This window comes from Mesorhizobium sp. AD1-1 (genome assembly GCF_020164655.1).
In the GTDB taxonomy this organism is placed as follows: domain Bacteria; phylum Pseudomonadota; class Alphaproteobacteria; order Rhizobiales; family Rhizobiaceae; genus Mesorhizobium; species Mesorhizobium ciceri.
Map to the genome: position 1 here is coordinate 535,688 of NZ_JAIUGP010000003.1, position 26,232 is coordinate 561,919.

A 26,232-nucleotide genomic window follows, 5' to 3' on the forward strand; every position below is an offset into this window, starting at 1 on the left:
GGGGTGCTCCAGCTTGGCGCAGCCCTCAAATCAAGCCTTGCCGGGAACAGTCCTGATCACCGTGCCCCATGGATCTTCGCGGGTCACCGGGCTGGTCACATTGTCCGAACGCATCTCCACCCAGGCCAGACCCGACCGGCTGGGATCGCGGCGGCCGGCGCCCGAACTCTGCCAGGCGTTGGCGCCGATGTGGTGGTGATAGCCGCCTGACGACAGGAACACCGCCTGGCCGCCATATTTGGCCACCGTGTCGAAGCCGAATTCCTGGTTCCACCAGGCTTCGGCGTCTTCCGGCCTGCCGACGCGCAGGTGGACATGGCCGACGACGCTGTTTTCCGGCGCGCCCTGCCAGCCGGCGTCACCCGCAGGCACTTCGGCAACGACGGACGGAATGTTCATCCGCTCGGTCGCCATCGCCACCTTGTCGCCATTCCACTTCCAGTCCTGCGGACGGCGGTCGGCATAGATCTCGATGCCGTTGCCTTCGGGATCGGTCAGGTACAGTGCTTCGCTGACCAGATGGTCGGAAGCGCCCTCGATTGCGATCTTGTTTGATATGGCGTGGTTGATCCAGCGGCCGAGATCGGCACGGCTGGGCAGCAGGAAGGCAGTATGGAACAGGCCTGCGCTGCGAGGATCATCCGGCTTGGCCGAAGGATCGGCCTCGATGACCAGCAACGGACGGTTGGCGGCGCCCAGCGTGATCGCCCCATCGGCGCGGCTCAGTTCCTGCAGACCGACGATGCTGCGATAATATGCGGCAAGGCTTTCCGCGTCGCGCGCCTTCAGCCCGACGCGGGCAACGCTGACCGGGGTGGTGGCGGCAAAAGGCAACTCGCTCATCAAATGCTCCGTTCGACCGGCCTGCGATGAAGCTCCCAAAGCGAGAAACCCCACTCCGCCGATCATTGTACGTCGTGTCAGTTCCAAAGTCAGGGTTCCCGCGCACGGCTGTTTCTTTTCCTGACCACAGATCGTCCATCCGCATCGTTCACACAAGACGCGAAGAAGCGAACATGGTGTTCACTATTGTGATCAAACGTGGCGTTTCTGCCGGTTGCACGAAGCGATGCCGCTCGCTATCTCAGCGCCATGAAGGTCAGAGACGCAGATATTCTCATCGTGCCGGGCTACACCAATTCCGGCCCCGACCATTGGCAGAGCCGCTGGCAGTCGAAGCTGTCGACGGCGCGCCGCGTCGAACAGGCGGAGTGGTCGAAGCCGGTGCGCGAGGACTGGACGGCGAGCGTCGCCAAGGCGGTCAACGAGGCCGAGCGGCCGGTCGTCCTGGTCGCGCACTCACTTGGCGTCGCCGCGGCGGTGCAAGCCATTCCGCAATTCCGCAAGCCGGTCGCCGGGGCCTTCTTCGTGGCGCCGCCCGATGTCGCTAACCCCGAGATCAGGCCCAGGCACCTGATGACCTTCGGCCCCTACCCGCGTGAGCCGCTGCCCTTTCCCTCGATCGTGATTGCCAGCCGCAACGATCCGTTCTGCGCCTTCGATGTCGCCGAAGACATTGCCGGTGCCTGGGGCTCGCTGTTCATCGATGCCGGCGAAACCGGTCATCTCAACGCGGATTCGGGCTTCGGACCGTGGCCCGAAGGCTCGATGACCTTCGCCAAGTTCCTGACGGACCTGTAATATATACGGTCAAAGCCTGAACACGAAGCTGCTCGGCAGGCCATCCGGCTTGCGTGAACAATAATTTAATGCAGATCGCGATAATCTCTCCAGCAACGGCGAACTCTGTTCGCCGAACGATTATATTCGCGCGTACTAAATAGCAATTATTCAAAGAAAGCCCATACTTGGCCAAGGATGCTTCACTCGAATTGTTAAGAGGTGTCGCCGCGCTCGTAGTTCTGAATGGGCATTGTTTGGGTGCTTTTGCGCCATTGATGGAAGGCGAGGGAGACTTGGCCGGGCAATCGCTCAAAACAAGCCTGGCTTTCGTCGCGTTCAATGGCGGCTCCGCCGTCTACCTGTTTTTCGTCCTGTCTTCCTACGTGCTCGTGAAGCGTTATTTTCAGACCAGCAAGGCACAAGATCTGCGGTTGGGTGCGATCAAGCGCCTGCCACGCCTGGCCGGCCCGGTACTCGTTACGACGCTGGCATCCTGCATCATCTTCAAGCTCGACCTGTATTTCATCAAGGATGCGGCCGCCGTCACCCAATCCGACTGGCTGAGAAGTTTCGGCAATGCTTCAAAGGTGCTATCGCCGGAGACTGCGAGTTTCGCCGACGCGTTTCTGCAAGGGGCGTGGCGGACGTTCATCTACGGCGACAACTATTATGACAGCAGTCTGTGGACCATGACGGTCGAGTTCTGGGGGAGCATGCTGACCTTCGCCCTCGCCCCGATCGTCTTTTTCCTTCAAGGCCGCTGGACGTTATCGTTCTGGGTCTGCATAGCAGCAGTCGTGTTCCTGGCGCTGCAAGTCAGTTACTTTCTTTGTGCCTTTCCGGCCAGCCTCTTGCTCTATCCGCTTCTCGCCATGGATTTTCGCCCGAATCGGTGGGTGAGAGGCGCCATGGTGATGGTTTCCCTGGCGCTGCTGGGTTATGCGGGGAGTGCCGTGGGCATATATCGCCCGTTCGCCGTGCTTGACGTGGCTTCCGATGTGGGCCTGCGGCAAGCCTGCGTGGCCATCCCGGCAAGCGTCATGTTGGTCTACGCGGTGCTGAGTGTGGATGAGCCTCTATCATGGCTCTCGGGTAAGGTGGCACGTTTTCTGGGCGACCTGTCCTTCCCACTCTACCTCGTGCATGTACCCGTTATCTGCTCATTGGGGTCATGGGTTTTGTTGACAAGCGGTTCCACCGCACTCGGCGCCGCCGCCGCCATACTGGGTTCGATCCTCGCGGCGTTGCCGCTCATGACCTTCAACAACTGGTGGGTCCAGATGGTCGGCGCCCTGTTCAACAGGTTCAGGCGCGGCGGACCTATCGCCGCGGCGCCTGCGGCGTCGAGCGCCTAACCGCCCGGCGCTGTGACGGCAGTGCGTCCGGTTCGGGTTCAGGATCCGATCGAATCCTTGATGCCCTTGAGCAGGGTCTTTGCGCCCAGTGAAATCAGCGCATGCTCCGAGCCCATGGCCAGCAGGCGATAGCCCATCGACACGACCCGGCCGGCAATTGCCGGCTCGACAACGTAGATCGCCGCATGTTTGCCGGCCTTGCGGGTGCGCTCGGCCACCGACGCCACCGTCTCCATCATGCTTTCCAGCGTCGAATTGACCGTGGCGCCATTGCTCCAGGCGATCGAGAAATCCGACGGGCCCAGGAAGATGCCGTCGATGCCGGGCGTGTCGAGGATGCCATCGAGCGCATCGAGGGCTGCACGCGTCTCGACCATGGCGAAGGCCATGGTGCGCTGGTTGGTGTCGCGCAGCCAGTCGGCCTGGTCGCCTTGGCCGTGGCGGGGAAAAGCGTAGGTCGGGCCCCAGGAGCGCTCGCCGACCGGGGGGTATTTCATGGCGGCGGCGAACAGTTTTGCGTCGGCAACCGAGTTCACCATCGGCGCGATGACCGCCTCGGCGCCGAAATCGAGCGCGCGGCTTGCCATGTCGAAACGGCCAACGGGAATTCGCACCAGCGCCGGCTTGCCGGTAGCGAGCACCGGCACCAGGCCACGCAGCACGCTGTCTTCGTGATGGCCGCCATGCTGCATGTCGAGCGTGACGGCATCGAAACCCTGCTTGGCGACGATCTCGACCGTCAAGGCATCCGGCACACCGGACCATGCGGTGAACAACGTTTCATCGGCCGCGAGGCGGGACTTCAGGGACATGAACTCTTTCCTTGTTAGCGACCGCAGTTTCAGCCGGAAACGGCGGCAAAGGCAAAGAAAAACCGCCCGGATAGGCCGGGCGGTCGATTGGTCCAGCGTATGGCCGCGGGATCAGCGCATGGCCCGGATCAGGTGTTCTTGATCTGCTCGATCGCCTGCGCCATCAGTTCGTCCATGGTGCGGCGGATCTGGTGGTCCGACTGCTCGACGCCGGCCGCGTCGAAATCCCCGCGGATCTTGCGGAACACGTCGTGGTCGCCGGCCTCCTCGATGTCGGAGATAACCACTTCCTTGGCATAGGCGTCGGCATCGGCGCCGGACTTTCCGAGCTTTTCGGCGGCCCACAGGCCGAGCGCCTTGTTGCGGCGCGCCGAGGCCTTGAACCGAAGCTCCTCGTCGAATGCGAATTTACGCTCAAAGCCCTCTTCACGGTCTTTCATGCTGCTCATGGCGTCCCTCCGGGTCAAATTCGATTCGTTGGCGGTGAATATGTGCGTTGTCAAAGCACAAACCAAAAGGTCGCGGGCCGGTCAATATGCTTCATCGCATGCTGCGCTGCGGCATTTCAGTCCCGAAAGCGGTTGATTGGAAGGATTTGCCGATTGAGCAAACGATGTGATTGGGATAGACCCGGCATTGAACCCTACCGTAGCCGCACTATTTCAGGCAGACGGACAGGAAATGGTCTGATACCGCCTGTCCGGAACCCCAGAGAAAAATCAGATGAAAAATCGCCGCCGCATTTATGAAGGCAAGGCCAAGATACTCTATGAGGGACCCGAACCGGGCACGCTTATCCAGTTCTTCAAGGATGATGCAACCGCGTTCAACAAGAAGAAGCACGAGGTCATCGACGGCAAGGGCGTCCTCAACAACCGCATTTCCGAGTATATTTTCAACCATTTGAACCGCATGGGCATTCCGACCCATTTCATCCGCCGTCTGAACATGCGCGAGCAGCTGATCAAGGAAGTCGAGATCATTCCGCTCGAAGTGGTGGTGCGCAATGTCGCCGCCGGTTCGCTGTCGAAGCGGCTCGGCATCGAGGAAGGCACCGTTCTGCCGCGCTCGATCATCGAATTCTATTACAAGGCCGACGCGCTCGACGACCCGATGGTGTCGGAAGAGCACATCACCGCGTTCGGCTGGGCGAGCCCGCAGGAGATCGACGACGTCATGGCGCTGGCCATCCGCGTCAACGACTTCCTCTCCGGCCTGTTCATGGGCGTCGGCATCCAGCTCGTCGACTTCAAGATCGAATGCGGCCGCCTGTTCGAAGGCGACATGATGCGCATCGTCGTCGCCGACGAGATCTCGCCGGACTCCTGCCGCCTGTGGGACGTGGCGACGCAGGACAAGCTCGACAAGGACCGTTTCCGCCGCGACATGGGCGGCCTCGTCGAGGCCTACCAGGAAGTTGCCCGCCGCCTCGGCATCATGAACGAGAACGAGCCGCCGCGCCCGACCGGCCCGGTGCTCGTCGCCTCGACCGACGGCCTCAAAGGCAAGCCACACTGATCGCGGTTTGCGACCCGATAATCAGAACAGGAGCATGTCCAGCGTGATCAAGGCCCGCATTACCGTCACCCTCAAGAACGGCGTGCTCGACCCGCAGGGCAAGGCGATCGAACACGCATTGTCCGGCCTGGGCTTCGGCGGCGTCGGCACGGTGCGGCAGGGCAAGGTGTTCGACGTCGAGCTGGCGGAAAGCGACAAGGCCAAGGCCGAAGCCGACCTCAAGGCCATGTGCGACAAGCTGCTGGCGAATACGGTGATCGAGAATTATAGTGTGACGCTTACCTAAGGCTGTGCCGGAGGCACGGATGCCTGAAGTCACGAATGAACCGATGTACGAGCTTCTCAAGAAAATCCATTCACGAACGGATCGACTTGAGAGTGGCCTGGGCGAAGTCAAGCACGAGATTGTAGCGATCAGGCTTGCAGGCGTTGAGCACGCAAACGGACGTCAACAATATCTACGCGATAGCAGGCCGTATCGATCAACATCTTGAACGGATTGAGCAGCGCCTCGAGTTGCGCGAACTCGCCGAAGCACAAAGGCCTTACGAACCGAAATGAAATCAGCCGTCGTCCTCCTGCCTGGCCTCAATCGCGACCGCGACATGATCGCGGCGCTGACCAAGATTTCGGGAACACCGCCGGTCACCGTCTGGCAAACCGACACCGAAATCCCCGATGTCGATCTGATCGCCATTCCGGGCGGTTTTTCCTTCGGCGACTATCTGCGCTGCGGCGCGATCGCCGCGCGCATGCCGGTCATGCGGGCAGTGGCCGAAAAAGCGGCCGCGGGCGTTACGGTCATCGGCGTCTGCAACGGTTTCCAGATCCTGGTCGAGGCCGGCCTGTTGCCGGGCGCCTTGATGCGCAACACCTCGCTGAAATTCGTCTGCCGGCAGGTGAAGCTCGAGATCACCAATGCCAACACCATGTTCACCCGCCGCTATCAGCCGGGCCAGATCATCCGCTCGCCGGTCGCGCATCATGACGGCAATTATTTCGCCGACGCCGACACGCTTGCCCGTCTCGAAGGCGAAGGCCAGGTGGTGTTCCGCTATGCCGAGGACACCAACCCCAACGGCTCGATCAACGACATTGCCGGCATCGTCAACAGCCAAGGCAATGTGCTCGGGCTGATGCCGCATCCGGAAAACCTGATCGAAGCAGCCCATGGCGGTACCGACGGCCGCGGACTGTTCGAGAGCGCCCTCGGCATCGCTGCCTGACGATATCGAAGCGAACAGCTTGAAAACAGCCGGACATTCCTGTCTCTTTGGAGCAAGTCTGGTTCATTGGGGAGAGAGACGGTCATGAAACTCTATTCGCGGCCGTTGTCGCCCTACTCGTCGATCGTGCGGGCATTGGCCTACATCAAAGACGTACCACTCAAGATCATCGCGCCGCCGCCCGGTTTTCCCATCCCGGAAGAGTTTCGCGCCATCTCGCCGATGAACCGGATTCCGGTGCTGATCACCGGCTCGGGCGAGACGATTGTCGAATCGGTGGTCATCGCCGAATATCTCGAGGAACGGTTTCCGGAACCGGCGCTGCTGCCGCCCGATTCCAAGGACCGTGCGCTGGTGCGCATGTTCGCCCGCATCACCGATCTCGATGTGCTGACCCCGTTGATGAAGCTTTTCGAGCTTCATTCCATGCCGAAGCGCAACAATGCCGAGATCGACGCTCAGTTCGCCCGCCTGCATCATGGACTGGCGGCAATCGAGGCCCGTATGGCGCAAGGGCCCTTCGCACTCGGCGACGACATCAGCTTCGCCGATGCCTGGCTGACGCCGACGCGGTTCATCTTCAACAATTTCCGCGCCATGACAGGACGCCACGACCTGCTCGACGCCTATCCCAAATTCGACGCCTACCAGCAGATCGCCTCGCAACACCCGGCATTGTCGCGTGTGTGGGGCGAGATGACCGACGGCTTGAAAATCTTCCTGTCCGAGCTTGAGATGGGTGCCGCTTGATCAAGTCGAGGACGATCGCGCTGGTCGCCGCGACGGGCTTTGTGCTGGCATCCTGCCAGTCGACGCCAAAGAGCACGCCTGTTCCCTCGGGCAAAAGTGCAGCGCTGCTGGCCATGGAACAAGTGGCGATCGCCGCCCACAAATGCTGGATCGCCAGCAAGGACCCGGCCTTCAAACCGTATCAGATGGCCAATGAGCTGAATTCGTTCAGCGGCACGCCGCGTTTCCTGCTGGTTCCGGCCAAGCACTATGGCGGCAAACCTTTGCTGGTCGTGCAGGCGCAAGGCAATTCTAGCCGTGTCGACGTCTTCGGACCGCTGATGAACGATCCGCTCGGCGCCCGCATCGGCTCCGACATTGCGCGCTGGCAGGCCGGCAATCCGGCCTGCGCCGCGACGGCCTAGCCCATGGGCCGGTTCCTGCAGATTGTGGGGCTGGTCATCGGTCTGGCCGGGCTCATCCTGCAGTTCTGCATCAGCATTCCTGCATCGATGGAAGCAGGCCGCAGCCTGCTTGGCTCCGTCATTTTCGTCTTCAGCTTCTTCACCATCCTGACCAACATCGGCGCGGTGCTGGTGTACACGTCGCTGCTGTCACCCACCTTCTATGCCTGGCTGCCGGCCTTTGCAGGGGCGCGGATGCGCACCGGCGTTGCGGTTTCGATCGCACTGGTCTTCATCATCTACGCAACGGTTCTGGCACGACTCTGGCAGCCGCAGGGACTGTTCCTGCTCTGCGATGTTCTCCTGCACTACGTCACGCCGGTGCTGTTCGTGCTGTGGTGGCTGATATCGGGCGCCGACGGCCGGACACGCTGGAGCGACATTTCGTGGTGGGTGATCTATCCCATCGCTTATCTGGTCTATGCGCTGGTGCGGGCGCCGCTTGCCGGCGAGGTGCCCTACCCTTTCCTGAACATCGCCAAGAACGGCGCGACCAGCGTCGTCATCTCAGCTGCAGCCATCACCGGACTTTTCCTCGTGCTGTGCGTGGTCGCCGTCCTTGCGGACCATGCCGTTGCACGCACCAGGGCGTCGAGGGTCCGTTAGAACTGTGCGGACCTTCTGTCCGGATTTCCCCGGACCATCATCTTTCCCAAACCGGTTCCCACTTTTGGGATCACGGTCAGTCCCAGAACGGCCTGATGCCCTCGCGGTGGGCGTCGCAGCGCGTGACGCCGATATCCTTGAGCTGGTCGTCGGTCATCTCCAGCAGAGCCAACCGGCTGCGGCGGCGATCCAGCAGGTTGTCGATCCATCTTGCCAGCGACCTCAGCACGCGCACAAGGCGGCTGACAAAGCCGCGCTGAGCCGACGGGCGTGTCGATTGGGCTGATAATGCAGCGCTCGAATGACGTATTGTCGCAATTGTATTCATTTTCTTTCTGCCAAAGTCCTAAATTGTACCCTTTTGGCACGCGATTGATATGTATTGACTCATCCATCGGTGCAATATAGAAAATTGTCACCATGACAAATTGGCTTCCAGATCTCACTGCCGGCTCCGGCCCGCTGTATCAGCGGCTGGCGGATTCCATCGAGACGGACATCGATCGGGGCGTGATCGATGCCGGCGCAAAGTTGCCGCCGCAGCGCGACCTCGCCTACGACATCGGCACCACCGTCGGCACGGTCGGCCGGGCCTATCAATTGCTGCGCGAGCGTGGGCTGGTGAGCGGCGAGGTCGGGCGTGGAACCTATGTGCTCGGCCAGCGCGCGAAGCCGGATTTTCCGGCTCCGGACGTCGGCGGCGAAGGCACGCGCTATATCGATGCGCCTAAAGGCAAGCTGCGTTTCGACAGCACCGCAGCACCTGATATCGGCCAGGGCGACATTGTCGCCGGTGTCCTGTCGCGCACGGCGCAGGACCATCCGCATGAGATTTCGAGCTACACCAGGGATTTCCCCGAACGATGGTACGAAGCCGGCGCCCGCTGGTTGGCGCGCAATTCCTTTCGCCCGGATGCCGACACCATCGTTCCCACGCTCGGCACCCATGCGGCGGTGATGGCGGCGATCGCGGCGCTCACCATGCCTGGCGACTATGTTGCCTTCGAGCACCTCACCTACTCGCAGGTTTCCCGCAGTGCCGGCTTGATCGGCAGGCGCACCGCGTTGGTGGCATCGGACGATGAAGGCATCGATCCGCAGGATTTCGAGCGCGTCTGCGCGCAAAAGCATCCCAAAATGATCTTCCTGATGCCGACGGCGCAGAATCCGACGCTGGCCACCTTGTCGGCGGCGCGCCGCGAAGCGATCGCCCATGTCGCACGCGAATACAATGTCGTCCTCATCGAGGACGACCTCTATGGCAATCTGACCGATGATCCGACGCCGTTGCTGGCCGAATATGCTCCTGAGAGGACCATTGTCGCGGGCGGCCTGTCGAAGTCGGTCGCAGCCGGTGTGCGCGGCGGCTGGCTTTCCTGCCCGCCCGCCTACCGCCACCGCATCCGCGTCGCCCACAAGATGATGACCGGCGGCATGCCCTTCCTGCTGGCGGAGGTGAATACAAGGCTGGTGCTGTCCGGTCAGGCGGATGAGATACGAAAGCGCAGCATCGCCGAAATCAGCGCCCGCATCGCCATCGTACGCGAGACTTTGGCCGGCTTCGCCTTCAAGTCGCATGACAGGGTGCCCTTTGTCTGGCTGACCCTGCCCGACCCCTGGCTTTCCGGCACCTTCAAGAACGCTTGCCTGGAGCACGGCGTGCTGATCGACGACGAGGACGAATTCAAGGCCGGCCGTTCCGAGCAGGTTTTCCATGGCGTCCGCTTCGGCGTTTCGCAGCCGAGACAGCGCGGGGATATCGCTGAAGGCGTTGCGGTGATCCGGCGACTTCTCGATGAAGGCCGCGCCGGCTACGACAGCTTCTCCTGACACTGCGTGGCTTTGTCCGGTTTTCCGTCGTTTTTCGTCAATCCATGGGTGTATCGGCCGCAAGGCTTGCGATAAGACGGGACTCAAAATCCCAACGTCCCGGATAAAAATCGCCGCCCATGACCATTTCCAATTCCGTGCCGATCACCCCCGAGCTCATTGCCTCACACGGGCTCAAGCCCGACGAGTACCAGCGCATTCTCGACCTCGTCGGGCGCGAGCCGAGCTTCACCGAACTCGGCATCTTCTCGGCGATGTGGAATGAGCACTGCTCCTACAAATCCTCGAAGAAATGGCTGCGCACGCTGCCGACCACCGGACCTCAGGTCATCCAGGGGCCGGGCGAGAATGCTGGCGTGGTCGACATCGGCGATGGCGACTGCGTCGTCTTCAAGATGGAGAGTCACAACCACCCATCCTACATCGAGCCCTACCAGGGTGCGGCGACCGGCGTCGGCGGCATATTGCGCGACGTCTTCACCATGGGCGCGCGGCCGATCGCGGCGATGAATGCGCTGCGTTTTGGTGCGCCCGACCATCCCAAGACCAGGCACCTCGTTTCAGGCGTGGTTTCCGGCGTCGGCGGCTATGGCAACGCGTTCGGCGTGCCGACGGTCGGCGGCGAGGTCAATTTCGATGCCCGCTACAATGGCAACATCCTGGTCAACGCCTTTGCAGCGGGCCTTGCCAAGACCGATGCGATCTTCCTGTCCGAAGCCAAGGGAGTCGGCCTGCCGGTCGTCTATCTCGGCGCCAAGACCGGCCGCGACGGCGTCGGCGGCGCCACCATGGCTTCGGCCGAATTCGACGACAAGATCGATGAGAAGCGTCCGACAGTGCAGGTCGGCGATCCCTTCACCGAAAAGTGCCTGCTGGAAGCCAGCCTCGAACTGATGGCCTCGGGCGCCGTCATCGCCATCCAGGACATGGGTGCGGCCGGCCTCACCTGCTCGGCGGTCGAAATGGGCGCCAAGGGCGACCTCGGCATCGAGCTCGATCTCGACAAGGTGCCGGTGCGCGAAGAGCGCATGAGCGCCTACGAAATGATGCTTTCGGAAAGCCAGGAGCGCATGCTGATGGTGCTGCGTCCGGAAAAGGAAAAGGAAGCCGAGGCGATCTTCCACAAATGGGGGCTCGACTTCGCCATCGTCGGCAAGACCACCGACGATCTGCGCTTCCGCGTGCTGCACCAGGGCGACGAGGTTGCCAACCTGCCGATCAAGGATCTTGGCGACAAGGCTCCGGAATATGACCGGCCGTGGATCGAACCGAAGAAGCCGGCGCCGCTGGCCGCCAATGACGTTCCGCAAGCCGATGTTGCAGACGCGCTGCTGAAGCTGCTCGGCGGTCCCGACCTGTCTTCGCGCCGCTGGGTGTGGGAGCAGTATGACACGCTGATCCAGGGCAATTCGCTGCAGCTTCCAGGCGGCGATGCCGGCGTGGTGCGGGTCGAAGGCCATGCGACCAAGGCGCTCGCCTTCTCGTCCGACGTGACGCCGCGCTATTGCGAGGCCGACCCTTACGAGGGCGGCAAGCAGGCGGTGGCCGAATGCTGGCGCAACTTGACCGCCACCGGCGCTCTGCCGCTGGCCGCAACCGACAACCTCAATTTCGGCAACCCGGAACGGCCCGAGATCATGGGCCAGCTGGTCGGTGCCGTGAAGGGCATCGGCGACGCCTGTCGTGCGCTCGAATTCCCGATCGTCTCCGGCAATGTCTCGCTCTACAACGAGACCAACGGCCAGGGCATCCTGCCAACCCCGACCATCGGCGGCGTCGGCCTGATCGCCGATTGGTCGAAGATGGTGCGGGCCGGCTTTGCGGCCGAGGGCCAAATGATCCTGCTGGTCGGCGCGCCGGCGTCCTGGGGAACGCATCTCGGGCAATCGGTCTATTTCAGGGACATACACGGCCGCACGGATGGACCGCCGCCGCCGGTCGACCTCGAGCATGAAAAGCGCGTCGGCGACCATGTGCGCGCGCTCATCGCCTCCGGCATAGTCACGGCGGCGCATGACGTTTCCGATGGCGGTATCGCGGTGGCTTTAGCCGAAATGGTGATGGCGTCCGGCATCGGCGCCACGGTCCCCGGCCTTGTCGGCACCGACCCGATCCCGGTCTGGTTCGGCGAGGATCAGGGCCGTTATCTGCTGACGCTGTCGATCGATCCGCATGGTGACGAATGGGACGCCATTCGCAAGCAGCAGGGCGAGCTTGGCATCTTCGCGCCGTGGATCGGCTCCACAGGCGGCAGCGCGCTGAAGCTTGGCGACGCCAGGGCAATCCCGGTCAGCGAACTCTCCTCGGCTCACGAAGGCTGGTTCCCGCGCTTCATGGATCAGGCTAGTTGACCACACTGGCTGCCCGGGCGCTGCTTGCAGTCGTTTTCTGGCCGTCGCTGTTCTTCTTCTGGTTCCTGGGACCGTTCGTCTTTTTCCTGCTGTCGACAACCTCGAGCGAGGTTTGTATGCGGCTGGAAACACGTGCGGAGTTCCTTGCCGCGGCGAACGGCGCCGTCCCGATGCTGGCGCTGCAGAACCTCCTCTACGCGGTCCCGATCATCTGCCTGGTGCTCTGGGGCCGCCTTTTCCCGGATCCGGCACGGGCAAGGCACATCGTCACCTGCGTCAATCTTTTCGCCGGCACGGTGGTCGTGGGCGCGTTGTGGGAGTACGGCTCGTCGCTCATCTGCGACGGCCATGGCCAAGGGTTCTTCTCGCCGGCTTGGCAAATGACGAGCTATCTCCCCATTGTCAGCCTGCTGCTCAACGCGCCGCTCTATGTGCTTGCCTTCAGCCTTGGCCGCGCTTTCTCGACACGCGAGGACGTTGCCGAGGATGAAGCAAGCCCACCGGCCTAGTCTTTCTCTGAAGCCGTGTGGCCGTTGGCGGGACAGAACGGCTTCAATCCGGACCGGAAAGGCTTTAGGCTCACCCGACTCTCATCTTATGGCCGGCTACCGGCCGCTCGAAACAGGATTTTGCCATGGCAATGGATGCCCACGACATCGAAAAACTGATCAAGGACGGCATTCCGGACGCCAAGGTGACGATTCGCGATCTCGCCGGCGACGGCGACCACTATGCGGCCGAGGTGGTGGCCGAGAGCTTTCGCGGCAAGAGCCGCGTCCAGCAGCACCAGATGGTCTATGACGCGCTGAAGGGCAATATGGGCGGCGTGTTGCACGCACTGGCGCTGCAGACCAGCGTTCCCGACTGACCCTTAGCGCTTGGCCCAACACGGCTCATCCTTTGCGCCATTTCAGCCACGGCGCGGCTAACGTCTTGTTTCGAGCAATCGTTGGGTTTATTTGAAGGGTATGTTTCGAGCCTGACTCCCACAGGCGGGAAAGGATATTCCATGAGCGGCATCAACGACTACATCGACAATGAAGTGAAGGGCAACGACGTCGTCCTTTTCATGAAGGGCACACCTGGTTTCCCGCAATGCGGATTTTCCGGCCAGGTCGTCCAGATCCTCGACTATATCGGCGCCGACTACAAAGGCGTGAACGTCCTGGACTCGGCTGAACTGCGCCAGGGCATCAAGGAATACTCCAACTGGCCGACGATCCCTCAGCTCTACGTCAAGGGAGAATTCGTCGGCGGTTGCGACATCGTGCGCGAGATGTTCCAGGCGGGCGAGCTACAGACGTTCCTCGTCGAGAAGGGCGTCAGCGTCAAAGGCGCCGCCTGATTTCTGTTTTGTGCATGCCCGAAATCGACGTTGATTTTCGGGCATCGAGCACCAGGCACCGGGGCAACCTCACCTCGGCAATTTTCATGTCCTGACCCCAGGACCAGGACGAGCCAATGCGCCGGCCCGCCGGCGCATTTTCGTTTGAAAGATCGGACTTGCCGTGGACCAGCCAAGACCAGCGCCGCAATCGGCAAGCAAACTGCCCATTCCGCGCTGGGAGTTCATCGCTCTGTGCGCGGCACTGATGGCGCTGAACTCGCTGGCCATCGATATCATGCTGCCGGCTCTGCAGCAGATCGGCGCCTCGCTCGGCGTCGAAAATGAAAACCACCGGCAGTACGTCATAACGGCCTACATTCTGGGCTTCGGTGGCGGGCAGCTGTTCTTCGGACCGATCTCGGATCGCTTCGGACGTCGCGCACCACTGGTCGCAGGGCTGGTGATTTATGTCGCCGCGGCTGCGGCCGCCGCCATTGCACCAAGCTTTGAAACACTTCTGCTGTGCCGGGCCGTGCAAGGCATCGGTGCAGCCGCCACCCGCGTCATCGCGGTCTCGATCGTGCGCGATACGTTCGACGGCCGGCGCATGGCCGAGGTGATGTCGCTGATCTTCATGGTGTTCATGGCGATACCGGTCATTGCTCCCGGCATCGGCCAATTCATCATGCTGTTTGCGACCTGGCATTGGATCTTCGTCACTATGGCCGTCGGTGCGCTGCTCGTCTCGGCCTGGTCGCTGCTGCGCCTTCCTGAAACGCTGCATCCCGAACATCGCCGGCCGCTGACGCTCAACTCCATTGTCGGCGGGTTTCGTATCGTTCTCACCAACCGCATTGCGATCTGCTATGCCTTCGCCAGCACCTTCATTTTCGGCGCCATGTTCGGCTTCATCGCTTCGGCGCAGCAGATCTATGTCGACATTTTCAAAGTCGGCGAGATGTTCCCGGTCATCTTTGCCGGGGTTGCGGGCGTGCTCGCCTTCTCCAACTTTCTGAACTCGCGCCTTGTCGGCCGCATCGGCATGCGCCGCCTGTCGCAGAGTGCGTTGCTGCTGTTCCTGGTCATCAGCCTTGCCTGGCTGGTGATTTCGCTGGAGATGAAGATGCCGCTCTGGCTGTTCATCACCTTCTTTGCCTGCGCCATGCTTCCATTCGGTGCGCTCGGCGCGAACTTCAACGCGCTGGCCATGGAGCCGCTCGGCCAACTGGCCGGCACGGCTTCGTCGATCCTCGGCTTCATGCAGACGTTTCTCGGCGGCATTCTCGGCACGCTGATCGGCCAGGCCTTCAACGGCACGGTGACGCCGCTGGCCGCCGGCTTCTGCAGCGTCTCGGTCGCCGCGCTGCTGATGATCTTCATCGCCGAGCGCGGCAAGATGTTCCAGCCACAGAACCCGCCCGTTTCAGGGCACATCACCGACTTGCATTAGGACGCACCTTCAAGGGCTGCCGTGAACCGAGGGGCAAGCATGCGCCCCGCAATTGCTTCGCCCATGCTGTCCGAAAAGTGCAATGGCAGAGCGTCATCGAGTGCCCTGAGGATGGATGCCACGAAGGCCCGGCTGCGCTGGGCATCGGTTCCCAGATCGGAATATGTGGCGCGAGGTTTGCCGATCAGCGTGCCGTTGCGGCGAAGCGAGAACCGCAGCGTGAGGGACATGCCCGCGGTTCCGGGTGGCGGCTTCCAGCAGGCATAGATCGCGTCCGACATCTCCTTTATCGTGTCGACGAGATCGGTACTGCGACAGCTGCGCTCTTGCGACCTTGCTTCCAGGGAACTGGCGAACAGACCGGCGGCAAGAGCCACCGCGACAAATGCAAACCGAGGTTTCATTCGAGAGCCTCCGGATTTGCGCGAGATTGTACTGCTTTCGGCTAACGCAGCAATCGATCCTACTGCGCCCAGAGCTCGCGGCGCAATTCGTGCCAGCTTTCCTTGTCTGGCGCGACAAGCAGGCCGCCGCCGAGATGCGAGGGCAGATAGGCGCTGCCGTCGAAGCGCGCCGCATGGCCGCCGGCCTCGGCATGGATCAGCACGCCGGCCAGGTGGTCCCACGGCATCAGCTTGTTGTAGACGACGAAGTGGGCATGGCCGCTCGCCAGCAGGCGATATTCGTGCGCGGCGCAGCGATAGGCGAACTGCGACAGGATCTTGGTCTGGTTGCGCGCCAGCCGTGTCCGTTCCGGCTCGGCCATATATTGCCAGGAGACAGAGCCGGTCATCTCCGAGATCGGCGCGGGTACCGCTACATGCACCTTCTCGATGCTGCCGTGCGCATGCCGGATATGGCTGCCGGCACCCCTGGCGCCAATCAGCCAGTCCTTGCCGACGGGATCGTGGATGATGCCGGCGACAGTCTCGCCCTTGACCACGACCGCCAGCATGACGCCGAACAGCGGCACGCCGGAGACGAAATTGAAAGTACCGTCGACCGGGTCGATGACGAAGGCCAGATCGGCATCGCCCAACCCGTTTAAAAGCGCTGGATTGTCGGAACAGGCCTCCTCGCCGACGACCATCGCTGAGGGATACCGCTCGCGCAGCCGCGCGGTGATCAGCCGCTCGGCATTGACGTCGGCTTCGGTCACCAGGTCGGCGGCCGACGTCTTCTGCCTGACATCGCCATCGCCCAACCGGCGAAAGCGCGGCATGATCTCGGCCAGTGCCGCCTCGGCCAGAATGCCGGCCAGCCAGTCGATCGCGGTGTCGTCAAATGTCATCGGCTTGCCTTGTGGTGAGGGTCTTGAGGGCAGCGAAATCGAACAGCTTTCTGTCGAGCAGATGCGATGGCCTGCTGTTCGACAGCGCGCGCAGCATCGTATCCTTGCGGCCCGGCATGCGCTTTTCCAGGTCCTCGAGCATCGCCTTCATGGCGTTGCGCTGAAGACCTTCCTGGCTGCCGCAGAGATCGCAGGGAATGATCGGGAATCGCATGGCGGCAGCGAATTTTTCCAGATCAACCTCGGCGCAATAGCTCAATGGCCGCAGCACCATGACGTCGCCTTCGTCATTGAGCAGTTTTGGCGGCATGGCGGCGAGACGCCCGCCATGGAAGAGGTTCATGAAGAAGGTCTCGAGAATGTCCTCGCGATGGTGGCCGAGCACCAGCGCCGAGCACCCCTCCTCGCGTGCAATGCGGTAGAGATGGCCGCGCCTGAGACGCGAGCAGAGCGAGCAATAGGTGCTGCCCGCCGGCAGCTTGTCGGTGACGACGGAATAGGTGTCCTGATATTCGATCCGGTGCGCAATGCCGTTGCTGTCGAGATAGTCCGGCAGGATATGTTTGGGGAAATTCGGTTGGCCCTGGTCGAGATTGCAGGCCAGAAGATCGACCGGCAAGAGCCCGCGCCATTTGAGGTCGAGCAGCACCGCGAGCAGGCCGTAGGAATCCTTGCCGCCCGACAGGGCTACGAGCCAGCGCTGGCCGGGCTTGACCATCGAGAAATCCTCGATCGCCTGCCGGGTCAGCCGCAGCAGCCGCTTGCGCAGTTTGTTGAACTCGACCGAGGACGGCACGTCGGCGAACAGCGGATGGAAACCGCCTTCGCTGTCGGCGACCGGTTCGAGCGTTTCAATGTCTGGAAGCATGTTCATGGCATGTCGCTTTCAATGGCCCAGAGCGCCGGATTAGCGGACATGACCGACAAAGAAAAGGCCGCCTCGACGGGCGGCCTTCGCAGGATGTCGCAGAACGCGCTCGTTTAGCGCGAATAGAATTCGACGACCAGGTTCGGTTCCATCTGCACGGCGAACGGAACGTCCGCCAGGCCGGGGATGCGCGAGAAGGTCGCGACCATCTTGTTGTGATCGGCTTCGATGTAGTCCGGCACGTCGCGCTCGGCGAGACCGACCGCTTCCAGAACGATGACCAGCTGCTTGGACTTTTCGCGGATTTCGACGACATCGCCCGGCTTGCAGCGGTACGAGCCGATGTTGACGCGCTTGCCGTTGACGTTGACGTGACCGTGGTTGACGAACTGACGGGCGGCGAAAATGGTCGGCACGAACTTGGCGCGGTAGACGACCGCGTCGAGACGCGACTCGAGCAGGCCGATCAGGTTCTCCGAGGTGTCGCCCTTGCGGCGGTCAGCCTCTTCATAAACCTTGCGGAACTGCTTTTCCGAAACGTCGCCATAGTGCCCCTTCAGCTTCTGCTTGGCGCGCAGCTGCAGGCCGAAATCGGAAAGCTTGCCCTTGCGGCGCTGGCCATGCTGGCCGGGGCCGTATTCACGCTTGTTGACCGGGGACTTCGGGCGGCCCCAGATGTTTTCGCCGAGACGGCGGTCGATCTTGTACTTCGCGGATTCGCGCTTGCTCATCGCATTCCCTTTTCAAAACAACACACCCGGAACCTCATGGTCCGGGTGAAGGAAACGCGCCCTCCTCTGGCCTCCGTTTTCGAGACCTGACAGGGTTTTCCCACGCAACGCGGCGGAAAACCCACGGGACACGTCAGTTCAAACAAGATAGTAGAATTGGATTTCCACGCATCTTGCGCACATAAAGAAAACCACCGGGCATTGCGGCCCGGTGTTGGCGCGCTGATTAAACGGAGATTTAACCGGTGTCAAGCTTGTGGCTGGCGTAGGCCATGGCGACGATATAGCGTCTCTGGGTTGAGTACAGTGCCGGATGTGGCGGGAGGTTGCGCCAGCGGCATCAGGAAGGGACCGGAGCAGAGGAGCTACATTCGCATGAAGAAATTCTTCCTTACCCTGACAGGAGCCGCTGTGTTGGCGGGATCCATGGCGGTCATGACACCGGAGCCGGCTGAGGCCAGGCATTGGCAAGGGCACCACCAGGCTTGCCGCATCGTGATCAAGAAGAAAATTATCTGGCGGCACGGCCACAAGAAGGTCATCCGCTACAAGATCAAGCAGTGCAGAGGGCGCTGGTAGGCTCCAATCCGGTCTCAGGCGGCCGACATCACTTCAAAGCCCGCGGTTTGGCCGCGGGCTTTCGATTCCGGCTCGTGTTCTTCGGCGTTTCCCTTGAACGGCGGACCGCACTCTAGCCTTTCGACTTCTTCTCCGGCAGGCCCTTGCGCTTCGTCTCGGCGAATTCCTCGAGCTGCTTTTCGCTCATCGATTCGTACATTCCCTTGGAAGCGCCCTGGAGTTCGCTCTTCTTGGTCTCGCCGCGCTTGGCCGACAGAGCCGCGCCGGCGGCTTTCTGCTGGGCTTTCGAGGTGGCTGGCATGGCTCTTTCTCCCGTTGGCATCAGGAGAAAAACGCAACGACTGCCGTGATGTTCCGCTTCGCAATCACGACATCGCCAACCCGAACCCCTGCATCAGGCGGCGGGTGGGGAAATCGGCTCTTTTCGATGTGAAGACGGCAAGGTCGGGCCCTTCAGGCAGCATCTCGCCACGACCGCTCGGATCGATGTCGGCGAGAAGCGACAGCGCCCGGCGCGCGATCGCTTCGGCGGGGTCGAGCCAGTCGACCGGCCAAGGCGCCGTCTTGCGCATACGATTGGCCAGAAAGGGGTAGTGTGTGCAGGCGAGCACGACGATATCCGTACGCAGCGCATCACGTTCGACGAAGCATGGCGTGATCTCGGCGCGCACGGCCTCCTCATCGACGAAGCCCTCACGCATGTAGATCTCGGCCAGTCCCGCCAGCCTGTCGCTGCCGACCAGGCGGACATGGCATTTCTGCGCCCATTTGCTGATCAGGTCGCGCGTGTACTGGCGCTTGACGGTGCCAGGCGTCGCCAGCACCGAAACCAGCCCTGAGCGCGTGCGTTCCGCCGCCGGCTTGATCGCAGGCACCATGCCGACAAAAGGATGCTCGGGAAATCTGTCGCGCAGCGCGTCGATCACCAACGTCGAGGCGGTGTTGCAGGCGATGACCGAAATGGCCGGCGCAAACCGCTCAAGCAGTTTGCCGAACAATTCAAGGATATGCACCCTCAGCGCCGGCTCTTCCCAGGCGCCATAGGGAAACGCAGCGTCGTCGGCGACATAGATGAAGCGGCGGTCGGGCATCAGCACGCGCGCCTCGCGCAGTACGGTGAGCCCGCCGATGCCCGAATCGAACATCAGGATCGGCCGCTCAGTCATTGTCGGTTCCTTTTCCGCCAAGCGGCGGTATGTCATCGTCCTTGCCGGCGCCGGCAAGGCGCGCCGCTTCCGCCTTGCGGGCCCGCGCGGCGGCCGCGGGCAAGCGCCGTGGATCATCGCCAGGGGACCCGTCGCCGCGCGGCATCGCCGGCGAAAACCTGTCGAGCGACGAGATGATGCCGCGCAGCACCTTCAGCTCCGGTTCGGCAAAACCGGCGCGCGTCAGCACCGCACGCAGATTGTCGATCATTTTCGGCTTCTTCGGTGCCGGCCGGAAATAGCCGCGTGCTTCCAGTGCGCCTTCGAGATAGGCGAACAGGCCGTGCAATTCCTCCTTGCTTGCCGGCTTCATGTCCGGGCCGGAAAAATTGGTCTTGGTCTCGTCTTCCAGGCCGGACTTCATCCATTCGTAGGACATCAGAAGCGCGGCCTGGGCGATGTTGAGCGACGAGAAATCGGGATCGACCGGGAACGTGACGATCTCGTCGGCAAGGCCGACCTCGTCATTGTAGAGGCCGAAGCGCTCGCGGCCGAACAGGATGCCGGTGCGCTGGCCCATTGCGTGACGGGTCCGAAGCATCCTGCCCGCCTCCACCGGCCCGCGCACGGATTTGAAGCCGTCGCGCTGCCTGGCCGTGGTGGCGAAGACGAAGTTCAGGTCGGCGAGCGCCGAGGCTAGATCGTCAAAGACGGTGACGGCGTCGATGACATGATCGGCGCGGCTGGCCGCCGCGCGTGCCTTCTCGCTCGGCCAACCGTCACGCGGATTGACGAGGCGCAGCTCCGACAGACCGAAATTGGCCATGGCGCGCGCGACCATGCCGATGTTCTCGCCAAGCTGAGGCTCGACGAGGATGATCGCCGGGCCGGCGACTGCAATGCTATCAGGATCTTTGGTGACGGGCATGATTGTCAATGAACTGCTGTTTGCGGCATTTCAGCGTCCCCTGCCATATACGGCCGGGAAAATGAAGCATTCGCAAATGACGACGGCTCTGGCCTCCAATTCGTGACCGATCGCCGTTTGCGTGGCCAAAAGCGCTTTGATATACGGGCGACATCTCCCGGCCCAACGCCACGCGGGCAAGGCCGTCCCACATCCCAGCAACGAGGCATTCTTTCCATGGCGAAGATCAAGGTGGCGAACCCGGTCGTCGAACTCGACGGCGACGAGATGACCCGCATCATCTGGCAGTTCATCAAGGACAAGCTGATCCACCCTTATCTCGACCTCAAGCTGGAATATTACGACCTCGGCGTGGAACACCGCGACGCCACCAACGACCAGGTGACGATCGATTCGGCCAACGCCATCAAGAAATGGGGAGTCGGCGTGAAATGCGCGACGATCACCCCCGACGAGCAGCGCGTCGAGGAGTTCAAGCTGAAGAAGATGTGGAAGTCGCCGAACGGCACCATCCGCAACATCCTCGGCGGCACCATCTTCCGCGAGCCGATCATCATGAAGAACGTGCCGCGCCTGGTGCCCGGCTGGACCAAGCCAATCATCGTCGGCCGTCATGCTTTCGGCGACCAGTATCGCGCCACCGATTTCCGCTTCCCCGGCAAGGGCAAGCTGACCATCAAGTTCGTCGGCGAGGACGGCCAGGTGATCGAGCACGATGTATACGACGCGCCCGGCGCCGGTGTCGCCATGGCCATGTACAATCTCGATGAGTCGATCCGCGAGTTCGCCCGCGCCTCGCTGAACTACGGCTTGCTGCGCAACTATCCGGTCTATCTGTCGACCAAGAACACCATCCTCAAGGCCTATGACGGCCGCTTCAAGGATATCTTCCAGGAGGTCTACGAGGCTGAATTCGAGGCCGAGTTCAAGTCGAAGAAGCTGTGGTACGAGCACCGCCTGATTGACGACATGGTAGCCTCCGCCCTGAAATGGTCGGGCGGCTATGTCTGGGCCTGCAAGAACTACGACGGCGACGTGCAGTCCGACACCGTGGCGCAGGGTTTTGGATCGCTCGGCCTGATGACCTCGGTGCTGATGACGCCGGACGGCAAGACCGTGGAAGCGGAAGCCGCGCACGGCACCGTCACCCGCCACTACCGCCAGCATCAGAAGGGCGAGGAAACCTCGACCAATTCGATCGCCTCGATCTTCGCCTGGACGCGTGGCCTCACCCATCGCGCCAAGCTCGACGACAATGCCGAGTTGAAGCGCTTTGCCGAGACGCTGGAAAAAGTCTGCATTCAGACGGTCGAGTCCGGCTTCATGACCAAGGACCTGTCGCTGCTGATCGGCCCCGACCAGCCTTGGCTGTCGACCACCGGTTTCCTCGACAAGATCGACGAGAATTTGCAGAAAGCGATGGCGTAGGCATGTCGTCCAAAGGCTTCGCTCGATATTGATCTCGTGCGCGACAGCACTAAGTTAACGACAAAGACTTGAGGCGTGTCGAAGTGCAAATCTGTCTTCCGTGGATGAGCTGGATTTGCGAAAATAGGTAGATGTAAATGGCTATGTGGTTCGATCAGCAAGAACGGCTAAAGAGTACCAAGGGCAAAGAGCTCTTGGACTCCATGCCGAAGTTTGAGGTGCAAGCTGCCAATGTCGCTCCCGCTCCGGCGGAGCTTGGAGGCAAGATCACGCTCGTCATCGAAGATGGCAAGCCCGTTGTGAAGATAAAAGAATAGAGCGTCGCCCGCATCGATCATAGCGTCAACACCACATCGTCGAGCAAGCCCATCGTCTACGGGGCGGACTATAGCGTCTATGTGCGCATCGTCCGCCTCGTGCTTGAGGAAAAAGGCATCGACTACGAGCTTGTGCCAGTCGATGTCTTTGCCGCCGAGGGGATTCCCGCCTGGTATTTCGAACATCATCCGTTCGGCCGCATCCCGGCCTTCGAGCATGACGGATTCCGGCTGTTCGAGACGAGCGCGATTGCCAGATATGTTGACGAGGCGTTCGACGGGCCAGCGCTGCAAGCGACGGAGCCTCGTGGCCGCGCAACCATGAACCAGATCATCGGCATGCTCGATGCCTATGCCTACAGATCGATGGTCTGGGATGTTGCCGTCGAGCGGCTGGAGAAGGAGGCGCCCGACGAGGCGTTGATCGCCGGCGGCCTTGCTCAGGCGAGCAAAGCGCTTCGGACGCTGTCCGCGCTGAAAGCGCCGGGACCGTGGCTGCTGGGCGACCAGCTGACGCTGGCCGACCTGCATGCCGCACCGATCATCGGTTATTTCGTCAAGGTCGCCGAGGGGCGAAATCTGCTGGCCGAGTTCCCTGATATCCGGGACTGGTATGCGCGCATTGCGGCTCGGCCGAGCTTCGTGCGGACTGAAAAAATCGGCTGATAAGTGACGTCCGCTGTCCCTCCAACCGTTGCTTTAAATTCAGTCCACTCGCCTACGCCGCTTCGAGTGCCGCCCTTACCGCAGCAATCGCATCATCGGCCTTGGAAGCGTCGGGGCCGCCGGCCTGGGCCATGTCGGGCCGTCCGCCGCCGCCCTGCCCGCCGAGTGCTGCGGAGGCCACACGGACAAGGTCGACGGCGCTGAAGCGGCCGACGAGGTCGTCGGTGACGGCGACGACGACGCTTGCCTTGTTGTCCTCACCGGAGCCGACGAAGACGACGACGCCGGAGCCGAGCGACGTCTTGCCGGCATCGGCCAGCGGCTTCAGGTCCTTCGGTGAGACACCTGAGACCGTCTTGCCGAGGAAGCCGACACCGGCGACCGTCTCATTGGCGGCTGGAGCATCGGCAGACGATCCGCCGCCCAATGCCAGCTTCTTGCGCGCTTCGGTCAGTTCCTTTTCGAGCTTCTTGCGCTCTTCGAGCAGCGTCTCGACGCGCGCCGGCACATCGGCCGGCGAAATCTTCAACACGGCTGCCGTCGCCTTCAAACGCCTGTCCTGCTCGTCGAGATGTTTGCGCGCGGCTTCGCCGGTCAGCGCCTCGATGCGGCGCACGCCGGCGGCGACCGCGCTGTCCGATACGACACGCACGAGGCCGATATCGCCGGTCGCCCGGACATGGGTGCCACCGCAGAGCTCGACCGAATAGGGCCGGTTCGCCTTGGCGCCGTGCAGGCCGGTGCCCATCGACACGACGCGCACTTCGTCGCCGTACTTTTCGCCAAACAGCGCCATGGCGCCCTCGGCGATGGCATCGTCGACCGACATCAGGCGCGTGGTCACCGGGCCGTTCTGGACGACGATCTCGTTGGCCATGCGCTCGACCTCTTCGAGGTCTTCGGCCGAAATCGGCTTGTTGTGCGAGATGTCAAAGCGCAGGCGCTCGGGCGCGACCAGCGAGCCCTTCTGTGCGACATGGCTGCCCAGCACTTCGCGCAGCGCCTCATGGATCAGATGCGTCGCGGAATGGTTGGCGCGCAGCCTCGAGCGCCTTGCATGATCGACCTTCAGCTCGACAGCCGCGCCCGTCTTGACGGTGCCACTGGCCACCTTGCCGATATGAACGAACAGCCCGTCGGCCTTCTTCTGCGTATCCGAAACCTCGATCGAGAACCCCTCGCCGGAGATGACGCCGGTGTCGCCCATCTGGCCGCCGGACTCGGCATAGAACGGCGTCTGGTTGACGACGATCGCCACCGCGTCGCCCTTGCCGGCGCCGTCGACAGCCTTGCCGTCCCGGACAAGCGCCTGGATGATGCCTTCCGCAGCTTCAGTCTCATAGCCGAGGAACTCGGTGGCGCCGGCCTTCTCGCGCACCGAGAACCAGATGGTCTCGGTGGCGGCGTCGCCGGACCCGGCCCAATGCTTGCGCGCCTCGGCCTTCTGCTGCTCCATCGCGTTGGTGAAGCCGGCAAGATCGACCGAGATGCTGCGCTGGCGCAGTGCGTCCTGCGTCAGGTCGAGCGGGAAGCCATAGGTGTCGTAGAGCTTGAAGGCCGTCTCGCCATCCAGCATGTCGCCGGCATGCAGCGTTTCGGTCGCCTCGGAAAGCAGGCCGAGGCCGCGCACCAGCGTCTTGCGAAACCTGGTCTCCTCGAGCTTCAGCGTCTCGGTGATCAATTGTTCGCCGCGCAGCAGTTCCGGATAGGCCTGGCCCATTTCGCGCACCAGCGCCGGCACCAGCTTCCACATCAGCGGTTCGTTGGCACCGAGCAGCTGTGCATGGCGCATGGCGCGGCGCATGATGCGGCGCAGGACGTAGCCCCTGCCTTCGTTCGAGGGCAGCACGCCATCGGCGACCAGGAAGGAGGACGAGCGCAGATGATCGGCAATGACCCGGTAGGAGGCGACCGTCTCCTTGTCGGGACCATGCCCGATCGCGGACGAGGCCGCGTCGATCAGGTGACGGAACAGATCGGTCTCGAAGACGCTTTCCACGCCTTGCAGGATGGACGCCATGCGCTCCAGGCCCATGCCGGTGTCGATCGAGGGGCGCGGCAGGTCGATGCGCTCCTCCTTCGTCACCTGTTCATACTGCATGAACACCAGGTTCCAGAATTCCAGGAAACGGTCGCCATCTTCCTCCGGGCTGCCGGGAGGGCCGCCCCAGATGTGCTCGCCGCGGTCGATGAAGATCTCCGAGCACGGCCCGCAGGGTCCGGTGTCGCCCATCGCCCAGAAATTGTCCGAGGTCGCGATGCGAATGATGCGGTCGTCGGAAAAACCGGCGATCTTCTTCCAGAAGCCGGCCGCCTCGTCATCCGTGTGATAGACGGTGACCAGCAGCTTGTCCTTGCTCAGCCCGAATTCCCTGGTGATCAGGTTCCAGGCAAGCTCGATGGCGCGCTCCTTGAAATAGTCGCCGAAGGAGAAGTTGCCGAGCATCTCGAAGAAGGTCAGATGACGCGCGGTGTAGCCGACATTGTCGAGATCGTTGTGCTTGCCGCCGGCGCGAACGCTCTTCTGGGCGGTCGAGGCGCGCGAATAGGGCCGCTTCTCCAGGCCGGTGAAGACGTTCTTGAACTGTACCATGCCGGCGTTGGTGAACATCAGCGTCGGGTCGTTGCGCGGCACCAGCGGACTCGACGCGACGATCTCGTGACCCTCCTTGCGGAAGTAGTCGAGAAATGTCGACCGGATTTCGTTCACGCCACTCATGAATGCTGCCTTTTCGGAAGGGCCGCCGGCAAACCGGCGGAAATGGGCTCTGCGTTTTAGAAGATTAGGACTTGGCCTTTTAGCCGCCGCGCTTCACCCTGTCCAGAAACACGGAATTGGTCCAATCCACGGCCTTTGCCGGCCGTTCGAACCGGCCTGTTTTCGCCGCCGAAACGCAAAACCGCCGGCACTGGGCCGGCGGTTTCAAAACGCATTAACGCGGAACTCGATTACTTAAGCCCGAGATAATAGAATGCGATTATGGCCGA

30 protein-coding genes are annotated in these 26,232 nt (G+C 62.1%); 18 read left to right on the plus strand and 12 right to left on the minus strand.

Features of this window, described 5'->3' with window-relative positions; genetic code table 11:
- Positions 1-30 precede the first annotated feature (30 nt).
- Positions 31-843 carry a VOC family protein gene (locus LB519_RS09350; protein WP_013532122.1) on the minus strand — a complete coding sequence of 271 codons (813 nt, stop codon included), beginning with the start codon at positions 841-843 and terminating at the stop codon, positions 31-33.
- A 249-nt stretch (positions 844-1,092) separates the two neighbouring features.
- Between LB519_RS09350 and LB519_RS09355 the strand changes: the two genes are divergently transcribed.
- Together LB519_RS09355 and LB519_RS09360 are read left to right on the plus strand one after the other, a co-directional pair.
- Complete coding sequence (locus LB519_RS09355; RefSeq protein ID WP_064995489.1) at positions 1,093-1,641, plus strand: RBBP9/YdeN family alpha/beta hydrolase; 549 nt, start codon at positions 1,093-1,095, stop codon at positions 1,639-1,641.
- 167 nt (positions 1,642-1,808) lie between these two features.
- On the plus strand, positions 1,809-2,978 hold the full coding sequence (locus LB519_RS09360) for an acyltransferase family protein (protein WP_013532124.1): 1,170 nt from the start codon (positions 1,809-1,811) through the stop codon (positions 2,976-2,978).
- Between the two features lie 38 nt (positions 2,979-3,016).
- On the opposite strand, the gene LB519_RS09365 is transcribed toward LB519_RS09360, so the two are convergent.
- Positions 3,017-3,790, minus strand: a complete 774-nt coding sequence (locus LB519_RS09365) for an HpcH/HpaI aldolase family protein (protein WP_013532125.1) — start codon at positions 3,788-3,790, stop codon at positions 3,017-3,019.
- Between the two features lie 128 nt (positions 3,791-3,918).
- On the minus strand, positions 3,919-4,239 hold the full coding sequence (locus tag LB519_RS09370) for a DUF1476 domain-containing protein (protein ID WP_013532126.1): 321 nt from the start codon (positions 4,237-4,239) through the stop codon (positions 3,919-3,921).
- Positions 4,240-4,513: 274 nt separating this feature from the next.
- Between LB519_RS09370 and purC the strand changes: the two genes are divergently transcribed.
- The 6 genes from purC (at position 4,514) to LB519_RS09400 (ending at position 8,333) form a co-directional block, all read left to right on the plus strand.
- Positions 4,514-5,308 carry a phosphoribosylaminoimidazolesuccinocarboxamide synthase gene (purC, locus tag LB519_RS09375; RefSeq protein WP_013532127.1) on the plus strand — a complete coding sequence of 265 codons (795 nt, stop codon included), beginning with the start codon at positions 4,514-4,516 and terminating at the stop codon, positions 5,306-5,308.
- A gap of 43 nt (positions 5,309-5,351) precedes the next feature.
- Positions 5,352-5,594, plus strand: a complete 243-nt coding sequence (purS, locus tag LB519_RS09380; RefSeq protein WP_013532128.1) for a phosphoribosylformylglycinamidine synthase subunit PurS — start codon at positions 5,352-5,354, stop codon at positions 5,592-5,594.
- Positions 5,595-5,865: 271 nt separating this feature from the next.
- Positions 5,866-6,534, plus strand: coding sequence for a phosphoribosylformylglycinamidine synthase subunit PurQ (gene purQ, locus LB519_RS09385; protein WP_013532129.1), 669 nt, complete (start codon positions 5,866-5,868; stop codon positions 6,532-6,534).
- A gap of 84 nt (positions 6,535-6,618) precedes the next feature.
- Complete coding sequence (locus tag LB519_RS09390) at positions 6,619-7,284, plus strand: glutathione S-transferase family protein (RefSeq protein ID WP_064995397.1); 666 nt, start codon at positions 6,619-6,621, stop codon at positions 7,282-7,284.
- Complete coding sequence (locus LB519_RS09395) at positions 7,281-7,688, plus strand: hypothetical protein (RefSeq protein WP_224619607.1); 408 nt, start codon at positions 7,281-7,283, stop codon at positions 7,686-7,688. The genes LB519_RS09390 and LB519_RS09395 overlap by 4 nt, the downstream gene beginning before the upstream one ends.
- Before the next feature lie 3 nt (positions 7,689-7,691).
- Positions 7,692-8,333, plus strand: a complete 642-nt coding sequence (locus LB519_RS09400) for a Pr6Pr family membrane protein (RefSeq protein WP_013532132.1) — start codon at positions 7,692-7,694, stop codon at positions 8,331-8,333.
- Between the two features lie 76 nt (positions 8,334-8,409).
- On the opposite strand, the gene LB519_RS09405 is transcribed toward LB519_RS09400, so the two are convergent.
- Positions 8,410-8,661 (minus strand): DUF1127 domain-containing protein, encoded by a 252-nt coding sequence (locus LB519_RS09405; protein ID WP_013532133.1) that lies wholly within the window; start codon positions 8,659-8,661, stop codon positions 8,410-8,412.
- Positions 8,662-8,753: 92 nt separating this feature from the next.
- On the opposite strand from LB519_RS09405, the gene LB519_RS09410 reads away from it, so the two are divergent.
- From LB519_RS09410 to LB519_RS09435, 6 genes are all read left to right on the plus strand, one after another.
- Entirely contained in the window at positions 8,754-10,163 is a 1,410-nt protein-coding gene (locus LB519_RS09410; protein ID WP_013532134.1) for a PLP-dependent aminotransferase family protein, read from the plus strand.
- Between the two features lie 119 nt (positions 10,164-10,282).
- Entirely contained in the window at positions 10,283-12,514 is a 2,232-nt protein-coding gene (purL, locus tag LB519_RS09415) for a phosphoribosylformylglycinamidine synthase subunit PurL (RefSeq protein WP_013532135.1), read from the plus strand.
- Positions 12,511-13,023 carry a hypothetical protein gene (locus tag LB519_RS09420; protein WP_224619609.1) on the plus strand — a complete coding sequence of 171 codons (513 nt, stop codon included), beginning with the start codon at positions 12,511-12,513 and terminating at the stop codon, positions 13,021-13,023. The genes purL and LB519_RS09420 overlap by 4 nt, the downstream gene beginning before the upstream one ends.
- Before the next feature lie 125 nt (positions 13,024-13,148).
- Positions 13,149-13,382 carry a BolA/IbaG family iron-sulfur metabolism protein gene (locus tag LB519_RS09425; RefSeq protein WP_010909092.1) on the plus strand — a complete coding sequence of 78 codons (234 nt, stop codon included), beginning with the start codon at positions 13,149-13,151 and terminating at the stop codon, positions 13,380-13,382.
- Between the two features lie 141 nt (positions 13,383-13,523).
- Positions 13,524-13,859: a Grx4 family monothiol glutaredoxin gene (grxD, locus tag LB519_RS09430; RefSeq protein WP_013532137.1), complete on the plus strand. Its 336-nt coding sequence runs from the start codon at positions 13,524-13,526 to the stop codon at positions 13,857-13,859.
- A 163-nt stretch (positions 13,860-14,022) separates the two neighbouring features.
- Positions 14,023-15,291 carry a multidrug effflux MFS transporter gene (locus LB519_RS09435; RefSeq protein WP_411909239.1) on the plus strand — a complete coding sequence of 423 codons (1,269 nt, stop codon included), beginning with the start codon at positions 14,023-14,025 and terminating at the stop codon, positions 15,289-15,291.
- Here LB519_RS09435 and LB519_RS09440 read toward each other — a convergent pair.
- The 4 genes from LB519_RS09440 to rpsD all read right to left on the minus strand — a co-directional run bounded on the left by LB519_RS09440 (position 15,288) and on the right by rpsD (position 18,181).
- The gene (locus tag LB519_RS09440; protein WP_064995401.1) at positions 15,288-15,695 is read right to left on the minus strand and encodes a hypothetical protein; all 408 of its coding nucleotides are present in this window, start codon (positions 15,693-15,695) and stop codon (positions 15,288-15,290) included. The two genes, LB519_RS09435 and LB519_RS09440, sit on opposite strands and share 4 nt — an antisense overlap.
- A gap of 59 nt (positions 15,696-15,754) precedes the next feature.
- Positions 15,755-16,582, minus strand: coding sequence for an inositol monophosphatase family protein (locus tag LB519_RS09445; RefSeq protein WP_224619610.1), 828 nt, complete (start codon positions 16,580-16,582; stop codon positions 15,755-15,757).
- On the minus strand, positions 16,572-17,456 hold the full coding sequence (gene ttcA, locus LB519_RS09450) for a tRNA 2-thiocytidine(32) synthetase TtcA (protein WP_224619619.1): 885 nt from the start codon (positions 17,454-17,456) through the stop codon (positions 16,572-16,574). The genes LB519_RS09445 and ttcA overlap by 11 nt, the downstream gene beginning before the upstream one ends.
- 107 nt (positions 17,457-17,563) lie before the next feature.
- Positions 17,564-18,181 (minus strand): 30S ribosomal protein S4, encoded by a 618-nt coding sequence (gene rpsD, locus LB519_RS09455; protein WP_013532142.1) that lies wholly within the window; start codon positions 18,179-18,181, stop codon positions 17,564-17,566.
- 375 nt (positions 18,182-18,556) lie between these two features.
- On the opposite strand from rpsD, the gene LB519_RS09460 reads away from it, so the two are divergent.
- Positions 18,557-18,760, plus strand: coding sequence for a hypothetical protein (locus tag LB519_RS09460; protein WP_224619621.1), 204 nt, complete (start codon positions 18,557-18,559; stop codon positions 18,758-18,760).
- A 112-nt stretch (positions 18,761-18,872) separates the two neighbouring features.
- Here the strand turns inward: LB519_RS09460 and LB519_RS09465 are convergent, their stop codons facing one another.
- From LB519_RS09465 to LB519_RS09475, 3 genes are all read right to left on the minus strand, one after another.
- Positions 18,873-19,061: a DUF3008 family protein gene (locus tag LB519_RS09465; RefSeq protein ID WP_013532144.1), complete on the minus strand. Its 189-nt coding sequence runs from the start codon at positions 19,059-19,061 to the stop codon at positions 18,873-18,875.
- 64 nt (positions 19,062-19,125) lie between these two features.
- Positions 19,126-19,926 (minus strand): glutamate racemase, encoded by an 801-nt coding sequence (murI, locus tag LB519_RS09470; RefSeq protein WP_013532145.1) that lies wholly within the window; start codon positions 19,924-19,926, stop codon positions 19,126-19,128.
- Positions 19,919-20,833, minus strand: coding sequence for an RNA methyltransferase (locus LB519_RS09475; protein WP_024504565.1), 915 nt, complete (start codon positions 20,831-20,833; stop codon positions 19,919-19,921). The genes murI and LB519_RS09475 overlap by 8 nt, the downstream gene beginning before the upstream one ends.
- Before the next feature lie 216 nt (positions 20,834-21,049).
- Between LB519_RS09475 and LB519_RS09480 the strand changes: the two genes are divergently transcribed.
- From LB519_RS09480 to LB519_RS09490, 3 genes are all read left to right on the plus strand, one after another.
- Entirely contained in the window at positions 21,050-22,261 is a 1,212-nt protein-coding gene (locus LB519_RS09480; RefSeq protein WP_224619623.1) for an NADP-dependent isocitrate dehydrogenase, read from the plus strand.
- Between the two features lie 137 nt (positions 22,262-22,398).
- Complete coding sequence (locus LB519_RS09485) at positions 22,399-22,578, plus strand: hypothetical protein (protein WP_027162373.1); 180 nt, start codon at positions 22,399-22,401, stop codon at positions 22,576-22,578.
- 12 nt (positions 22,579-22,590) lie between these two features.
- A complete protein-coding gene (locus tag LB519_RS09490) occupies positions 22,591-23,244 on the plus strand; it encodes a glutathione S-transferase family protein (RefSeq protein ID WP_224619686.1) in 654 nt (217 codons plus the stop codon).
- A 52-nt stretch (positions 23,245-23,296) separates the two neighbouring features.
- On the opposite strand, the gene alaS is transcribed toward LB519_RS09490, so the two are convergent.
- Positions 23,297-25,963 (minus strand): alanine--tRNA ligase, encoded by a 2,667-nt coding sequence (gene alaS, locus LB519_RS09495; RefSeq protein WP_224619625.1) that lies wholly within the window; start codon positions 25,961-25,963, stop codon positions 23,297-23,299.
- Between the last annotated feature and the right edge of the window lie 269 nt (positions 25,964-26,232).

Bases quoted from the DNA above. Each gene is read 5' to 3' on its own strand.
- rpsD (WP_013532142.1), bottom strand. From the start codon at position 18,181: ATGAGCAAGCGCGAATCCGCGAAGTACAAGATCGACCGCCGTCTCGGC.
- LB519_RS09485 (WP_027162373.1), top strand. From the start codon at position 22,399: ATGGCTATGTGGTTCGATCAGCAAGAACGGCTAAAGAGTACCAAGGGC.
- LB519_RS09350 (WP_013532122.1), bottom strand. From the start codon at position 843: ATGAGCGAGTTGCCTTTTGCCGCCACCACCCCGGTCAGCGTTGCCCGC.
- LB519_RS09365 (WP_013532125.1), bottom strand. From the start codon at position 3,790: ATGTCCCTGAAGTCCCGCCTCGCGGCCGATGAAACGTTGTTCACCGCA.
- purL (WP_013532135.1), top strand. From the start codon at position 10,283: ATGACCATTTCCAATTCCGTGCCGATCACCCCCGAGCTCATTGCCTCA.
- LB519_RS09370 (WP_013532126.1), bottom strand. From the start codon at position 4,239: ATGAGCAGCATGAAAGACCGTGAAGAGGGCTTTGAGCGTAAATTCGCA.
- LB519_RS09355 (WP_064995489.1), top strand. From the start codon at position 1,093: ATGAAGGTCAGAGACGCAGATATTCTCATCGTGCCGGGCTACACCAAT.
- LB519_RS09400 (WP_013532132.1), top strand. From the start codon at position 7,692: ATGGGCCGGTTCCTGCAGATTGTGGGGCTGGTCATCGGTCTGGCCGGG.
- purQ (WP_013532129.1), top strand. From the start codon at position 5,866: ATGAAATCAGCCGTCGTCCTCCTGCCTGGCCTCAATCGCGACCGCGAC.
- LB519_RS09445 (WP_224619610.1), bottom strand. From the start codon at position 16,582: ATGACATTTGACGACACCGCGATCGACTGGCTGGCCGGCATTCTGGCC.
- purC (WP_013532127.1), top strand. From the start codon at position 4,514: ATGAAAAATCGCCGCCGCATTTATGAAGGCAAGGCCAAGATACTCTAT.
- LB519_RS09440 (WP_064995401.1), bottom strand. From the start codon at position 15,695: ATGAAACCTCGGTTTGCATTTGTCGCGGTGGCTCTTGCCGCCGGTCTG.
- LB519_RS09425 (WP_010909092.1), top strand. From the start codon at position 13,149: ATGGCAATGGATGCCCACGACATCGAAAAACTGATCAAGGACGGCATT.
- murI (WP_013532145.1), bottom strand. From the start codon at position 19,926: ATGACTGAGCGGCCGATCCTGATGTTCGATTCGGGCATCGGCGGGCTC.
- LB519_RS09390 (WP_064995397.1), top strand. From the start codon at position 6,619: ATGAAACTCTATTCGCGGCCGTTGTCGCCCTACTCGTCGATCGTGCGG.
- LB519_RS09405 (WP_013532133.1), bottom strand. From the start codon at position 8,661: ATGAATACAATTGCGACAATACGTCATTCGAGCGCTGCATTATCAGCC.
- alaS (WP_224619625.1), bottom strand. From the start codon at position 25,963: ATGAGTGGCGTGAACGAAATCCGGTCGACATTTCTCGACTACTTCCGC.
- LB519_RS09460 (WP_224619621.1), top strand. From the start codon at position 18,557: ATGAAGAAATTCTTCCTTACCCTGACAGGAGCCGCTGTGTTGGCGGGA.
- LB519_RS09480 (WP_224619623.1), top strand. From the start codon at position 21,050: ATGGCGAAGATCAAGGTGGCGAACCCGGTCGTCGAACTCGACGGCGAC.
- LB519_RS09475 (WP_024504565.1), bottom strand. From the start codon at position 20,833: ATGCCCGTCACCAAAGATCCTGATAGCATTGCAGTCGCCGGCCCGGCG.
- LB519_RS09410 (WP_013532134.1), top strand. From the start codon at position 8,754: ATGACAAATTGGCTTCCAGATCTCACTGCCGGCTCCGGCCCGCTGTAT.
- ttcA (WP_224619619.1), bottom strand. From the start codon at position 17,456: ATGAACATGCTTCCAGACATTGAAACGCTCGAACCGGTCGCCGACAGC.
- LB519_RS09465 (WP_013532144.1), bottom strand. From the start codon at position 19,061: ATGCCAGCCACCTCGAAAGCCCAGCAGAAAGCCGCCGGCGCGGCTCTG.
- grxD (WP_013532137.1), top strand. From the start codon at position 13,524: ATGAGCGGCATCAACGACTACATCGACAATGAAGTGAAGGGCAACGAC.